This window comes from Pseudidiomarina sp. (genome assembly GCF_033722695.1).
Classification (GTDB): Bacteria; Pseudomonadota; Gammaproteobacteria; order Enterobacterales; family Alteromonadaceae; genus Pseudidiomarina.
Genome location: NZ_JAWVYM010000003.1, coordinates 14,376 through 27,903, shown reverse-complemented (window position 1 = coordinate 27,903; position 13,528 = coordinate 14,376). Strand labels below are relative to the sequence as shown.

Here is a 13,528-nt window from a genome sequence, read left to right as displayed (position 1 = left end):
ATAAAGACAACCATTGCGTAAATTTTCAGAGCTCAGCCTGCATAACCAGATTACTGAACTGCCTCAGGTTGCTTCCGACTCAGGTAGCGGCGGTCGGCCGCGTTGGCACTTGCTGCGCGATATTGCTGGTTTGTTGTTTATTGCCTCGTTGTTGCTATACGCCGTTTATCTGATTGTTGACAGTGAGCGCCAACAGCAACGGGAATATGAAAAGCGCCGCGCAACGGAACAAATCAGCTCGATGCGGGCCCAACTTGAGCAACGAATTCAGGCTAATGTGATGGTATTGCGCGCGTTACGCCCGGAGATCCTCTGGCAGGACACGCCCGATCGATTGCGCCTGCAGCGCATCATGGACGAATTTATTACCTCGGATTTAGACATCTCCCATCTGGCCCTGGCACCCGACCTTATTATTAGCTTTGTCTATCCGATGGCCGGCAACCAGCAAATGCTCGGGTTTAATTACCGCACTTCGCCGACCCAGTATGGCGGTATTCTGCGCACTGTCGGCGCTCAGGACCTGGTGCTTACCGGCCCCATCAAGTTAGTACAAGGCAACGAAGCCCTGGTCGCACGCATGCCTATTTTTCAGGACGACCGCAGTTTCTGGGGCATAGCCTCGCTGGTTATTAATCACCAGCACCTGCTTGAGCGCATCGAGTTTTTTCAACACCCCGAATATGAGTTTGCGCTGCGCCAGGTTTCCCCGGGGTCAACTGCCAGCAACGCCGCACCTGCCCCGGCTTTTGCCGGCCCGGACAGCCTCTTTAGCCGGGATGCGGTAATGACCAGCGTGCGCCTGCCGCGCGCTGAATGGCAACTGGCTGCGTTCCCCCGCAGCGGCGTTTGGGTTCAGCAGGCTTATAGCTATTTACTGCACTGGTCGATCGGGTTGGCCCTGACCGGGCTTATCGTTATCGCATTTCTGACTCTGATTCTGACGCAGAACCGGTTACGCCGCGCGCTGCATACTATTGGCTATCAGGCGCGTTTCGATCCCCTGACTAATTTGCCCAATCGCAACTACTTTCAGCAGCAGCTGGAACAGACTATTCGCATCAGTACCCGCCATGAACAACAATTTGCGGTGCTCATTCTTGACCTTGACCAACTGCGCGACATTAATGACGCCCTCGGCCATGCTATCGGTGATGAATTGCTGCAGCATGTAGCACAACGAATCCGCAGCAGTATCCGCGAAGATGATTTGCTGGCCCGGATTGGCGGTGATGAATTCGCTGTGGTATTGCGTGATATCGATGAACCGGCGCAAGCCGAAATGCGCGCCAAAGCCATCATGAGCGACTTGCTCAATACCCTTGATATTGAGCATAACCATATTAATATGACGGCCAGTATTGGTATTACGATATTTCCGCAAGACGCCACTGCGGTGCAGGAGCTGATCAAGCTGGCGGAGCTGGCCATGTATGCAGCCAAGTCGACCGGCTCGCTCAGCGTCCACTTTTTTGATGAAGACCTGCGCCAGAGCACCGAACAACACATTGCCCTTCACCATCAGATGATAACGGGCCTGGAACAAAACGAGTTCAGGGTGTATTACCAACCTGTCATTGATACCGATAGCGGTCTGCTGACCCGTTGCGAAGCTTTGATCCGCTGGCATCACCCCACCCGAGGAATGGTATCGCCAGCCGAATTTATTCCGATTGCCGAAAAAACCGGCGCCATCATCTGGCTGGGCGAGTTCGTGCTGTCTCAGGTTGTCAGAGACTGGCAATTATTAAACAGCAATGGCCTTGATGTTACCATTGCCGTCAACCGGTCGCCGCGCGAGTTTAACGATCGGGAAGCTGCAACTAAGTGGCTGCAGGTACTGAAGGCTGCTGATATGCCGGCTAACCGGCTAATGCTGGAAATCACCGAGTCCATGCTGATGCGCAATAAAGAACGCCAGTTAGCGAACCTGCGGGAACTGCGGGCCGCCGGCGTGCATCTGGCTATTGATGATTTTGGTACCGGCTACTCAAGCCTGAACTATTTACGTTCGTATCCCATCGATATTATTAAGATCGACCGCGGCTTCCTGCAGAACGTACCTTTTAATGGCCAGCAGACTGCGCTGGTCGAAGTGTTGATCCGGATCGCTCATACGCTGGATATGAAAGTGGTCGCCGAAGGGGTAGAAACCGAAACCCAGGTGGACTTCCTGCGATCGCAGAACTGCCATTACCAACAGGGCTTCTTCTATGGTCCGGGCTTGCCGGTGGATGAGTTCATGCACTTTGCGCTCGATTTTAATCGCAAAGTGCTGGAAAAAAGAAGGGAGTCAGCCGCTAAGCCGGGTTTTGTCATGGACAATCATTCGTCTAGTCGTTAAGTCACCCTAACGATCAAGCGGTCTACCCGGGTTCAACGCGGGCCGCGCCAATGAACCCCTATTTGACCTTGCTCCGGGTGGAGTTTACCGTGCCACGAACTGTTACCAGCCGCGCGGTGCGCTCTTACCGCACCCTTTCACCCTTACCTGATCCTGCTTGCGCAGGCCATCGGCGGTTTGCTCTCTGTTGCACTGGTCGTCGGCTCACGCCGCCCAGGTATTACCTGGCACCCTGCCCTATGGAGCCCGGACTTTCCTCCCCTGTGCGGTCTCCCACACAGCAGCGATTGTCTTGGCTGACTCCGGCGTGCATTCTACTCGTTTTCAGCATCCAGAGCCAGTTGATAAAGCGTGTTTTTACGCTGGCCATGAATTTCGGCGGCCAGCGCTGCGGCTTTCTTCAACGGCAGTTCCCGGCGTAGCAGTTGCAGGGTCGCCAGGGCCGGGCCGGTATCATCGTCATGAGCTGACTGCGGCGCACCTGCCAGCATCAGTACCATCTCACCGCGTTGCTGATTAGAATCAGCCAGTACCGCGGCTTCCACCTCGGCAATAGTCCCACTCAGGTAGGTTTCAAACTGCTTGGTTAGCTCGCGGGCCAGGACCAGTTGGCGGTCAGCTCCAAAGATGGCGTGCAGATCAGTCAGGGCGTCAGTAATCCGGTGCGGTGACTCGTAAAAAACCATGGTGCGCGGCTCGGTCAGCAGGGCGTTCAGTGTTTTACGCCGCTGCTGCCCCTTGGCCGGTAAAAAACCTTCGAAAGTGAAACGATCAGTCGGCAACCCGGCACCGGACAGCGCGGTCGTAATTGCACAGGGCCCTGGTAAAGCGACAACCGGCACTCCCGCCATCCGACAGTGCTGCACCAGTACATAACCGGGATCGCTGATAAGCGGCGTACCCGCATCGCTGATCAGGGCTACCGACTGCCCCTGTTGCAAACGCTCAATAACCTGCGCACTACGTTGCCGCTCGTTATGTTCATGTAATGCAAACAGCTCATTACGAATGCCATAATGCTGCAATAACTGTCCGCTATGGCGGGTATCCTCTGCGGCAATCGCATTCACCTGGCGCAATACCTGCAAAGCACGCTCACTGATGTCGGCGAGGTTACCTATAGGGGTAGGCACGATATAAAGGGTTCCGACCATTGCCTGCGCCATGTTAATTCCTCGTAAGAATAGTTCCTGCGCGTTGTGTCACACTGGCGCTGGGTTTATAGTATGTCTATCAGAATAGACCAGATATGGGTGCCATTGTGCCAAAGAAGTTGCTGCTATGCATCGTCATTCTCGGACTTACCGGTTGTGCGGCCGGCCCCCGTGATGCCGATATCCGCGTTCAGGATGATCGCAAACCTCAGGCCACTTCGCCAGCGGCCGCTGATCAAGCTTACGCCGATGCCGATGAATTACTGGGTCAAGCAGAGCAGGCCGAAGGAAACCGCCGCACCGACCTGTTGCTGCAAGCAGCGGAGTCCCTTCAGGATGAACAGCGGTGGCAAGCCAGTGCTGCGGTGCTAAGCCAAATTGAGCCACTGGTAACTCAAAATCAGCTAACCCGTACCCAGCTTCATGGTTACGCGCTGTTGCGGGCGCAATTTGCCGCCCATCAACAGCAATGGCAACAAGTCGACAGCCTGCTGGCGCCACTACTGGAACCCACTCTCAGCGATGCCTACGCGACCGCTACCCTCAAACTCGCTCGCCAGAGCCATATTGCCCGTAGCAACTGGACTGAGGCAGCCAACTATCAGTTACGGCTGATTACCCTTAATGAGGGCAACGGCGATGTAGAGGCCACCTGGCAATTACTCAGCCGCGTCACCGATCCTGATCAACTGCAGGTGCCCACCAATAAGACCGCTGTCGGCTGGCAGCGGCTGTTGCGGGCAGTCCACATGGGGCTGCGCGAACCGACCGAAGTTACCACCCGGTTGCAGCACTGGGAGGCTGAGTTCAGCGACCACCCGGGGCGTCTCATTGCGCGCCGTTTTACCGATGTCTCCCTGCCAGCCGCGGACCGCCGTGCAGTGGTGCTGTTACCCCTGACGGGGCAGTACCGGGAGCATGGGCAGGCAGTACTGGACGGTATGGTCATGCATCTGGCGCGGCAGAGTCGGATTAGCATAGAGGCCATAGATACCAATCAGCTCAATTTCGCTGACTTGCCGGAACTATTGCGCTCAAAGCCCGCCCACCTGCTGATCGGCCCACTGCTAAAAGAAAATATCGCTAAGATTGAAACGGCCTGGCTACCCGATAAGTTGTTATGGCTAACCCTGAATGAGCCGCCACCCTCACTGCTTGGCAGCGACCCCATGCGACTTTATTTCGCCCTCGATGGCGAAACCGAACTGCGTCAGGCGGTGAATTTCATGGTCGCCCAGGGCTACCAGAAGCCCTTGATTCTGGCGCCGGATAATAGCCGCGGTCAGCAACAAATCTCATTGTTCACGAATACCTGGCAAAACCACTATCCCTCGGTTTCGGTGGCCCATGGTCGTTATAAAACACCCGACGATATGAAAGCTGTGGTGCAGGAGCAACTGGGGGTTGCCAGCAGTGAGGCACGTATTCAGGAAGTTAAAATTGCCGCTGGCAAGGTCATTGTGGATGCGACGCCGCGCAGCCGCGGTGATATCGACGCGATATACCTGGTCGGTGGTATCGAGCATACCCGCCTACTCAAACCTTTTATCGATGTGAATATCGCGCCCTTCATGCAGCCGATCCCGGTCTATGCCAACTCTGCCAGCCATACTCTTGGCAATCAGATTAGTGAAAATGATCTGGACAATGTGCGCTTCACTGACGCGCCCTGGCTATTGCCCAGCCACCCACAGCACGAAACGCTGGAACAGATTTTAACCCTGCGACGCAATTGGAGTTATGACCTGGCGCGGCTGGCGGCCTTTGGCCATGACAGTATGTTATTCGCCGAACGTGCGCCATGGATAGAAATGGTGCCCGGGTTTACTATGGATGGCTTAACCGGCACGCTGTCCGTGCGCGATCAACGTATTCACCGCGAGCTATCCTGGGCACGATTCGATGGTCACCGGGCAGTGTCCCTGAAAAAACAATAGCTAAAGCACAATCGCGGAGGTGACAAGGATGTCACGAAAAGCAGACGGTAACCGGGGCGAAGAGCAAGCCTGCGCCTACCTTGAGCAACAAGGCTTGCAGTTTATCAGCAAAAATTATCGTTGCGATATTGGTGAGATTGATCTGATCATGCAGGAACAACACACCCTGGTGTTTGTTGAAGTGAAATACCGCGCCAATGAGAATTTAGTTTCGGTCGTGGAACAAATAAGCGAAAAGCAGTGTCGACGAATCAGGCAGGTTGCGCAATTCTATCTGATTGAAGCACAATGCAATGAGCATCGGACCAGCCTGCGTTTCGATGTGGTCGCAATTAGTGGTAGCCCTTACGAACTGCAGTGGCTGCCGGATGCATTTTAGAGCAGAGGTGTTATGCACGAACCCGTCAAAGCGATATTTACCGAATGTATCCAGACGCAGATAGCGGCTGCCGATCTACTCCAGGAACCCGTGATGAATGCTTCCGGTTTGCTGGTAGATTCATTGCTTAGCGGCCGCACGGTATTTTGCTGCGGCGAGCGCATGGCCCATGCCAGTGCGCGGCATCTGGCCCATATCATGCTGACTGGTCTGCACTTTGACCGGCCGCCATTTCCGGTGCAGGCCCTGCACGCCGATTTTGGCTCAAAGGAGCATGAGTACACCTTTGCCCAGCAAATCCTTGCCGCTGGCCAGGCCGGTGATCTACTTATCGTACTTAACGCCGGTACCACCGCGCCGCGGATCAGTAAAGCAATGGAGGCCGCGTTATCCCGCGGCATGCTCATTATAGCCCTGACCAGTGACGCCGACGTCGATGTGGCGGGTCTGCTCGGGCCCGAAGATGTGGAGATCCGTATTCCGTCGCGCAATAGCGCCCGGGTTAGTGAGCATTTACTTCAACTGGTCAATATGCTTTGTAGTCTGGCTGAACAGCAAATTTTTCCACAGGAAACTGAATAATGAAAAGGTTAACCACACTGTTGATGGCAGCGGCAGCTGCCCTTACTCTAACCGGTTGTGCTGCGGCTGTAGTTGGCGCCGCTGCTGTTGGTATATATTCGGCCACTGATACCCGTACCGTTGGCACGCAGATTGACGACCAGACAGTCGAGGTAAGAGTTATCGCGGCGCTGCAGGGCGAGGAACGTCTCGGGGATTCGCGTATTAAGGTGGTTTCTTATAATCGTCGGGTATTACTGATGGGGCAGACACCAAACGAGACACTCAAACGGCTGGCTCAACAAATCGCCCGGGATACTAAAGGCGTTGACCTGGTTCATAATGAAATCCGCGTAACCGACGTTATCGGCATGGCGACCATTTCAAAGGACACCTGGATCACCAGTAAAATTAAAACCAAACTACTCGCCGATGATCAGGTCAGCGGTGCAAAAATCAAAGTCGTTACTGAAAACGGTGAAGTCTTTCTGATGGGATTAGTTGAAAAAGCTCAGGCGGAGCATGCTATCGAGATCGCGCGCAACACCAACGACGTCAAACGTGTCGTCGATGCCTTTGAGATTATCTGAAGCCTTACTTGATCAGCGTCAGGTGTGAGCCCGACTTCTTGTTGGGCTGCCGCTTTTCTTCGGTCTCAGCAGCTTCGGCCGGAGGGGTCGCGCTGCTATCAAACACTTCGTCTTCAAAGATAGTGCCAGCGCCGTTTTCCCGCGCATAAAGCGCCATAACTGCGGCCATTGGCACCCAGACCCGGTGCGGCTTACCCGAAAAACGTGCGCTAAACTCAATACGGTCATTGCCCAGCTGCAACTGGCCTACCGCTGTGGGGGCGATATTCAGAACGATTTGACCGTCCTGCACAAACTCCCAGGGTAACTCACAGCCGGGTTGTTCAGCATCCACCACCAGATGGGGAGTCAATTGATTGTCCACCAGCCAGTCATAAACCGCCCGTACCATGTACGGACGGCGTGGCGTCATACCGGTTACGTCATTCACCGTGCCAGGTCCCGCTCACTTTCGGTAAGAGATTCCTGGAATGAATCACGCTCAAATACCCGAACCATGTAGGCCTTCACAGCTTTTGAACCAGCACCATCAATCTGGATACCATAAGCCGGCAAACGCCATAGCAACGGCGCCAGATAACAGTCAACCAGACTGAACTCTTCACTCATAAAATAGGGTGAATCAGCGAAGATCGGCGCCAGTGAGAGAATTCCTTCGCGCAACTCCTGACGAGCTGCCTCAGCGCCTTTACCGCCTTTACTAATCTGGTCTGCTAACGCATACCAGTCGCGGTCGATGCGATACATCATCAGGCGACTGGTGCCACGGGCGACCGGATAGACAGGCATCAATGGTGGATGCGGGAAGCGCTCATCAAGATATTCCATGATGATATGGGCGTTGTACAGCACCAGCTCACGATCCACCAGTGTCGGCAATGCGTCCGGATAGGGATTGAGTTGAAGTAAATCTTCCGGACGGTTATCCGGGTCAACAAAAGTAATTTCAACTCCGACGCCTTTTTCCGCCAGCACAATACGTACCTGATGGCTACGTAAGTCATCTTTGCCCGCGTATAAGGTCATCACTGACCGCTTGTTGGCCGCAACCGACATGTTATTCTCCATAAACTAACTTACTTAATGTCTCTAAAAAACTCGCGCTTCAACAGATACGCGAATACCGTAAAGACGAATAAGAATCCGAATACATACCAGCCTAGACGGCGCTGCTGAAGCAGCATAGGCTCGCCGGTATAGACCAGAAAGTTGGTCAAATCCAGCATTGCCTGGTCGTATTCATCCGGACTCAGTGTCCCGCTACCGTCTGTTTTAATGCCGACGTAAACGTCCTGCATTTCGCCGTCAATCATCCGGCTTTCATAGGTTTTGCGGGGAACTCCCTGTAACTCTTGCAGCACATGAGGCATACCAACATTCGGAAATACCGAGTTATTGACGCCAAACGGCCGCGAGTCATCTGCATAAAATGAACGGAAATAAGTGTATAACCAGTCGGCACCACGCACCCGTGCAACCAGCGTCAGATCAGGTGCCGCTGTACCAAACCAGTTACCTGCCATGTCGGCAGACATATTATTGGTGATCAGGTCACCAACTTTTTCGCCGGTGAACTGCAGATTCTCAACACCAAGCTCTAACGGGATTTCAAGGTCCTTGAACGTCCGGTTATAACGCTGATATTGCATCTGATGGCAGCCCAGGCAGTAGTTCATGAACAACTGTGCGCCACGCTGCAGCGATGCTTTGTCGTGCAGATTAACCTTAGCCTCATCCAGCGGAATAGTTGGGCCAGCCGCTAAAGTAGCGACTGACCAGAGTGATGCTGCGGCAAGGATGCAGGTTCTGAATAATGTTTTCATCACTTCGTAATCCTCTCTGGAACTGGCTTCGTTTTTTCGTTCTTGCTGTAGAACCACAGCAGAATAAAGAAGGCGAAGTACAAGAACGTGAACACCCGGGCAAAGAAGGTATAGACATCAGTTGCCGGTTTCACACCCAGATAGCCAAGCACAATGAAGCTGATCACAAACACAGTCAGGTTCACTTTATGGAAGGTGCTCCGGTAGCGAATTGACCGCACCTTACCACGATCCAGCCACGGCAGCAGGAACAGGAATACAATAGCGCCAAACATCAGCAGTACACCCATCAGCTTATCCGGTACCGCCCGCAAAATTGCATAGAACGGGGTGAAGTACCAGACCGGAGCAATATGCTCAGGCGTCTTCAGCGGGTTCGCCGCTTCAAAGTTTGGTGGCTCAAGGAAGAAACCGCCCATCGCCGGGTTAAAGAAAATCACATAGCTGAAGAAGAACAGGAAGATCCCGAGCCAGAAAGTATCTTTAACCACGTAGTACGGGAAGAACGGAACTGCGTCCACAATATCGTACTTACTGGTGAACCTATGGTGGAATTTAAAGTTCGGCTTTTCTTCGTCAGGTACCGAGTTTTTCTTCTTCTTAATCGGGATACCTTCCGGGTTGTTCGAGCCCACCTCGTGCAATGCAACGATGTGCAGGAATACCAGAATAACCAGAACTAAAGGTAACGCGATGACATGGAGCGCGAAGAAGCGGTTCAGTGTGGCGCCGGAGATAACATAGTCACCCCGAATCCACAGGGTCAGATCATCGCCTATCCACGGGATAGCACCGAACAGGGAGATAATAACCTGCGCCCCCCAGTAGGACATCTGCCCCCACGGCAATAGATAGCCCATAAAGGCTTCGGCCATCAGTACCAGGAAGATCAGCATACCAAATACCCACAGTAATTCGCGCGGCTTCTGATAAGAGCCGTACATCATGCCCCGGAACATATGCAGATAGACCACCACGAAGAACGCCGAGGCACCAGTTGAATGCATATAACGCAGCAACCAGCCATATTCCACATCCCGCATAATAAACTCTACGGAGCGGAAGGCGCCCTCTGCGGTCGGTACGTAGTTCATTGTCAGCCAGATACCGGTCAGGATCTGATTGACCAGCACCACCATGGCCAATGCGCCGAAAACATACCAGACATTAAAATTTTTGGGTGCAGGATATTCCGTGACGTGAATTTTCATCGTCTTGGACATCGGAATACGTTCGTCTATCCAGTCAACTAATTTACCCATCAGACTTGCTCCCCGTCTTCACCAATCCGAATCGTTTCATCATCGAGATAGTAATGTGGCGGAACAACCAGATTATAAGGGGCTGGAACGCCAGCAAAAACCCGGCCTGCGATGTCAAAGCGGGAGCCATGACAAGGGCAGAAGAAGCCAGCATTTACACCCTCAACCTGCTCGGCAAACTCATTCTCGAGGTATTGCGGTGAACAGCCCAGGTGGGTACAGATTCCCACTGCGACAAAATATTCCTTACGACGGGAACGGTATTGGTTCGCGGCATATTCAGGTTGCTGTGGTTCTTCGGAGTTTGGATCGCGCAGGCGATCCTCTACCAGATCCAGGCTTTCCAGCATTTCCGGGGTACGGCGTACTACCCAGACCGGCTGGCCACGCCATTCAACCCGGATCAGTTGTCCAGGCTCGGCTTTTCCGATGTTCACTTCCACTGGGGCACCCGCATTTTTAGCACGTTCGCTCGGGTTCCACGATGCAATGAAAGGAACGGCAACACCAACCGCTCCTGCGGCTCCCACGACGGAAGTCGCGACAGTCAGGAAACGACGGCGGCCTTTATCTACAGGCGCATTGCTCATCCACTTACTCTCCAGTTTGGACGCTTCATGAGACATTGTCATGAAGTCAGTAATTAGCTGCTGCGTATGATTCGCTACCCATAAGGGGTTATAGCAAATCGAAAAAAATCGCTTTCAGATGATAAAGAAATACCCTGATTTTTACAAGGATTAACACAAAAAACCCGGCACCAGGGCCGGGTTTTTCCAATGTAGTACGTATCCAGTACGCAGCGAAATTAACGCTTCGAGAACTGAGGACGCTTACGTGCTTTGTGCAAGCCGACTTTCTTACGCTCGACTTCACGTGCATCACGGGTAACGTAACCGGCACGGCGTAAATCGCCACGCAAGGTTTCGTCATATTGCATCAGGGCCCGAGTGATACCGTGACGGATTGCGCCCGCCTGACCACTTGAACCACCACCTGCAACAGTGATGTATAAATCAAATTTTTCCATCATGTCGACCAGCTCAAGTGGTTGACGAACAACCATACGAGCGGTATCACGACCGAAATATTCTTCTAAGGTACGCTGGTTAACAGTAATGGTGCCTTTGCCCGGACGCAGGAATACGCGTGCAGTAGAGCTTTTGCGACGACCAGTACCGTAGTATTGATTCTCTGCCATTTTTTTAGTGCTCCGTCTTAAATTTCAAGTTGTTTAGGCTGCTGAGCAATATGGTTATGCTCTGCGCCTGCATATACTTTCAGTTTACGGAACATGGCACGACCTAGTGGACCACGAGGCAACATACCTTTCACCGCTTTCTGAATGACCATTTCCGGTGCCTTGGCAATCAACTTTTCAAAAGTGATGTCCTTGATACCACCTGGATACCCAGAGTGTGAATAATAAATCTTGTCCTGTGCCTTACGGCCAGTAACAGCAACCTTCTCAGCGTTAATAACAACGATGTAATCGCCGGTATCAACATGCGGAGTATATTCAGGCTTATGTTTTCCGCGCAGACGGGTGGCAATTTCAGTGGCCAGACGACCTAATGTTTTGCCTTCAGCGTCAACGACGTACCAGTCACGTTGGACGGTTTCTGGTTTTGCTACAAATGTTTTCATTGAAACGTACTCTGTATTTAAGGTTCACGACAGTAGTTCCGGGCTTCCCCGCGAACCACAACAAAACCGCACACGCGGTTAGTTGTACCTGTAACGTGGGCTGGCGCGGATTATACGGAAAAGACCCAAGCGGATCAACTGCTGTTGCAGGTTATTCACTGGCGCTTATGCTGGTTTTATGGTTTATGGGGCAGCGCCAGGTAATCGTGGCTTTGCATTTCCTGTAAGCGACTGATGCAGCGCTGGAATTCGAAATTCAACCGACCGTCGGTATAAAGTTGTTCGAGTGGTACCGCCGCCGACAGGATCAGTTTTACCCGCCGCTCATAAAATTCATCGACCAGCGCAATAAAGCGCCGCGCGGCGTCATCCATGTGCCCACCCAGTTGCGGCACATCGCTGATAAGGACCGCATGGTAGAGCCGCGCCAATTCGATATAGTCATTCTGCGAGCGCGGCCCGCCGCAAATTGCCGCAAAAGAAAACAGCACCACGTCGTCGCATTCCAGCCTGACATTAATCTCACGGCCCTGAATACGAATTGTACTATTGGTATTGCGGCTGCAACGATCCGGTGCCAGTTCGGCAAAGTAACCCTGCAGGTTGGTATCGGCCTCAGCATCCAGCGGGGAATGGTAAATTTCGGCGCGGCGAAGCGTACGCAGGCGGTAATCCACGCCGCTATCAACGTTGAGCACATGGCAATTTTCTTTAATCAGCTCAATCGCCGGCAAAAACCGCTGTCGTTGCAGGCCGTTACGGTACAAGTCATCGGGCACAATATTAGAGGTAGCAACCAATACCACATTGCGCTTAAAGAGCTCCTGCATCAGGGTACCAAGCAACATGGCGTCGGTAATATCCTGCACAAAGAATTCATCAAAACACACGACCTGCGCTTCGAGAGCCAACTTATCCGCGATAATGGGAAGGGGGTCGCTGCGCCCTTTCAGTTGCTCAAGCTCTTCGTGCACCCGCTGCATGAAACGATGAAAATGCACCCGCAGTTTCTGCTCAAACGGCAGGGTATCGAAAAACGTATCGACCAGGTAGGTTTTGCCACGCCCCACTCCGCCCCAGAGATACAGCCCTTTGGGTGGTTCGGCACGTTGCCCCGTCAGCTTCCCGAACCAGGAGCTGATGCCGGATTTTTGTCGCTGCCGGCGATAATCAATTAGCTCGTCATACAGACGCTGCAATGCTTCTACCGCCCGCCGCTGCGCCTTGTCTTCGACAAAACCGCCGCTGGTGAGATCGGTTTCATACTTACTCATTGGGGCTATGTTTGTCGTTGTCACTACCACTCATACCCTTTAATAGATTATGCTATAAGCTAACAGTTTATCATGTGACATGTGTTTTTAAGGAGTTTTTATGAGCTGGATCATTGGCATTTTGCTGGTTGCGGTCGGTGCAGTGATCGGATTTTTTGTCGCCCGCTACTGGTTACATGAACACTCCGATGAAGCCCGCCTGACCGAAGAAGTTACCCAGAGCCGGGAACAAATGGCGGCCTACCAGCGTGAAGTGGTCGAGCATTTCGCCACCGCCTCGGCGTTGGTTGAGCAACTTGAGCAAACTCAGGAAAAGCTGAAATCTTATCTGCACAACAGTCAGACTATTCTTGAGCGCGAACAAAACCAGCCCAGCTTGCCGTTCTTCGCTGAAGACACCATGCGCCAGTTACGGATGGCTAATAAAATTAACGATGATCGCAAACGTGTGGGGCAAGACAACACCGACGCCCCGATTCGTGATTACTCGGATACCAAGAGCGGCTTATTCAAAAAAGACCCATAAAAACATCTTGAAACATATAGGTTGTGAACCT

The 13,528-nt window shown here is 52.8% G+C and carries 14 protein-coding genes, 1 other RNA gene and 1 pseudogene; 6 read left to right on the top strand and 10 right to left on the bottom strand.

The genetic code is table 11. The features are described from left to right. Positions 1 to 241: 241 nt before the first annotated feature. Positions 242 to 2,161: pseudogene (locus R3196_RS10930) on the top strand (putative bifunctional diguanylate cyclase/phosphodiesterase); the annotation flags it as partial. Positions 2,162 to 2,285: 124 nt separating this feature from the next. On the opposite strand, the gene rnpB reads toward R3196_RS10930, so the two are convergent. Together rnpB and rsmI are read right to left on the bottom strand one after the other, a co-directional pair. Continuing rightward, an RNA gene (gene rnpB, locus R3196_RS02090) (RNase P RNA component class A) lies at positions 2,286 to 2,648 on the bottom strand. A gap of 10 nt (positions 2,649 to 2,658) precedes the next feature. Next, positions 2,659 to 3,510: a 16S rRNA (cytidine(1402)-2'-O)-methyltransferase gene (rsmI, locus tag R3196_RS02085; protein ID WP_318934983.1), complete on the bottom strand. Its 852-nt coding sequence runs from the start codon at positions 3,508 to 3,510 to the stop codon at positions 2,659 to 2,661. 83 nt (positions 3,511 to 3,593) lie between these two features. On the opposite strand from rsmI, the gene R3196_RS02080 reads away from it, so the two are divergent. The 4 genes from R3196_RS02080 to dolP are packed head-to-tail and all read left to right on the top strand — an operon-like array spanning position 3,594 to position 6,965. After that, entirely contained in the window at positions 3,594 to 5,435 is a 1,842-nt protein-coding gene (locus R3196_RS02080) for a penicillin-binding protein activator (protein ID WP_318934981.1), read from the top strand. Between the two features lie 28 nt (positions 5,436 to 5,463). Beyond that, a complete protein-coding gene (locus tag R3196_RS02075) occupies positions 5,464 to 5,814 on the top strand; it encodes a YraN family protein (RefSeq protein WP_318934979.1) in 351 nt (116 codons plus the stop codon). 12 nt (positions 5,815 to 5,826) lie between these two features. Next, positions 5,827 to 6,396, top strand: coding sequence for an SIS domain-containing protein (locus R3196_RS02070; protein ID WP_318934978.1), 570 nt, complete (start codon positions 5,827 to 5,829; stop codon positions 6,394 to 6,396). Then, a complete protein-coding gene (dolP, locus tag R3196_RS02065) occupies positions 6,396 to 6,965 on the top strand; it encodes a division/outer membrane stress-associated lipid-binding lipoprotein (RefSeq protein ID WP_318934976.1) in 570 nt (189 codons plus the stop codon). Before R3196_RS02070 ends, dolP begins: the two co-directional genes overlap by 1 nt. A gap of 4 nt (positions 6,966 to 6,969) precedes the next feature. Here the strand turns inward: dolP and R3196_RS02060 are convergent, their stop codons facing one another. The 8 genes from R3196_RS02060 to zapE form a co-directional block, all read right to left on the bottom strand. Continuing rightward, positions 6,970 to 7,377: a ClpXP protease specificity-enhancing factor gene (locus R3196_RS02060; protein ID WP_318935096.1), complete on the bottom strand. Its 408-nt coding sequence runs from the start codon at positions 7,375 to 7,377 to the stop codon at positions 6,970 to 6,972. Between the two features lie 14 nt (positions 7,378 to 7,391). Beyond that, a complete protein-coding gene (gene sspA, locus R3196_RS02055) occupies positions 7,392 to 8,021 on the bottom strand; it encodes a stringent starvation protein SspA (RefSeq protein WP_318934975.1) in 630 nt (209 codons plus the stop codon). Between the two features lie 20 nt (positions 8,022 to 8,041). Then, positions 8,042 to 8,788 carry a cytochrome c1 gene (locus tag R3196_RS02050; protein WP_318934974.1) on the bottom strand — a complete coding sequence of 249 codons (747 nt, stop codon included), beginning with the start codon at positions 8,786 to 8,788 and terminating at the stop codon, positions 8,042 to 8,044. After that, positions 8,788 to 10,050 carry a cytochrome b gene (locus R3196_RS02045; RefSeq protein WP_413242893.1) on the bottom strand — a complete coding sequence of 421 codons (1,263 nt, stop codon included), beginning with the start codon at positions 10,048 to 10,050 and terminating at the stop codon, positions 8,788 to 8,790. The genes R3196_RS02050 and R3196_RS02045 overlap by 1 nt, the downstream gene beginning before the upstream one ends. After that, positions 10,050 to 10,640 (bottom strand): ubiquinol-cytochrome c reductase iron-sulfur subunit, encoded by a 591-nt coding sequence (gene petA / locus R3196_RS02040; RefSeq protein ID WP_318935094.1) that lies wholly within the window; start codon positions 10,638 to 10,640, stop codon positions 10,050 to 10,052. The genes R3196_RS02045 and petA overlap by 1 nt, the downstream gene beginning before the upstream one ends. Before the next feature lie 218 nt (positions 10,641 to 10,858). After that, on the bottom strand, positions 10,859 to 11,251 hold the full coding sequence (rpsI, locus tag R3196_RS02035) for a 30S ribosomal protein S9 (protein WP_318934973.1): 393 nt from the start codon (positions 11,249 to 11,251) through the stop codon (positions 10,859 to 10,861). A 17-nt stretch (positions 11,252 to 11,268) separates the two neighbouring features. Continuing rightward, entirely contained in the window at positions 11,269 to 11,697 is a 429-nt protein-coding gene (gene rplM, locus R3196_RS02030) for a 50S ribosomal protein L13 (protein WP_318934971.1), read from the bottom strand. A 176-nt stretch (positions 11,698 to 11,873) separates the two neighbouring features. Then, complete coding sequence (gene zapE, locus R3196_RS02025) at positions 11,874 to 12,980, bottom strand: cell division protein ZapE (protein ID WP_413242895.1); 1,107 nt, start codon at positions 12,978 to 12,980, stop codon at positions 11,874 to 11,876. 91 nt (positions 12,981 to 13,071) lie between these two features. Here zapE and R3196_RS02020 point away from each other — a divergent pair, with 91 nt between their 5' ends. Continuing rightward, positions 13,072 to 13,497, top strand: coding sequence for a YhcB family protein (locus R3196_RS02020; RefSeq protein ID WP_318934969.1), 426 nt, complete (start codon positions 13,072 to 13,074; stop codon positions 13,495 to 13,497). The last annotated feature ends 31 nt before the right edge of the window (positions 13,498 to 13,528 follow it).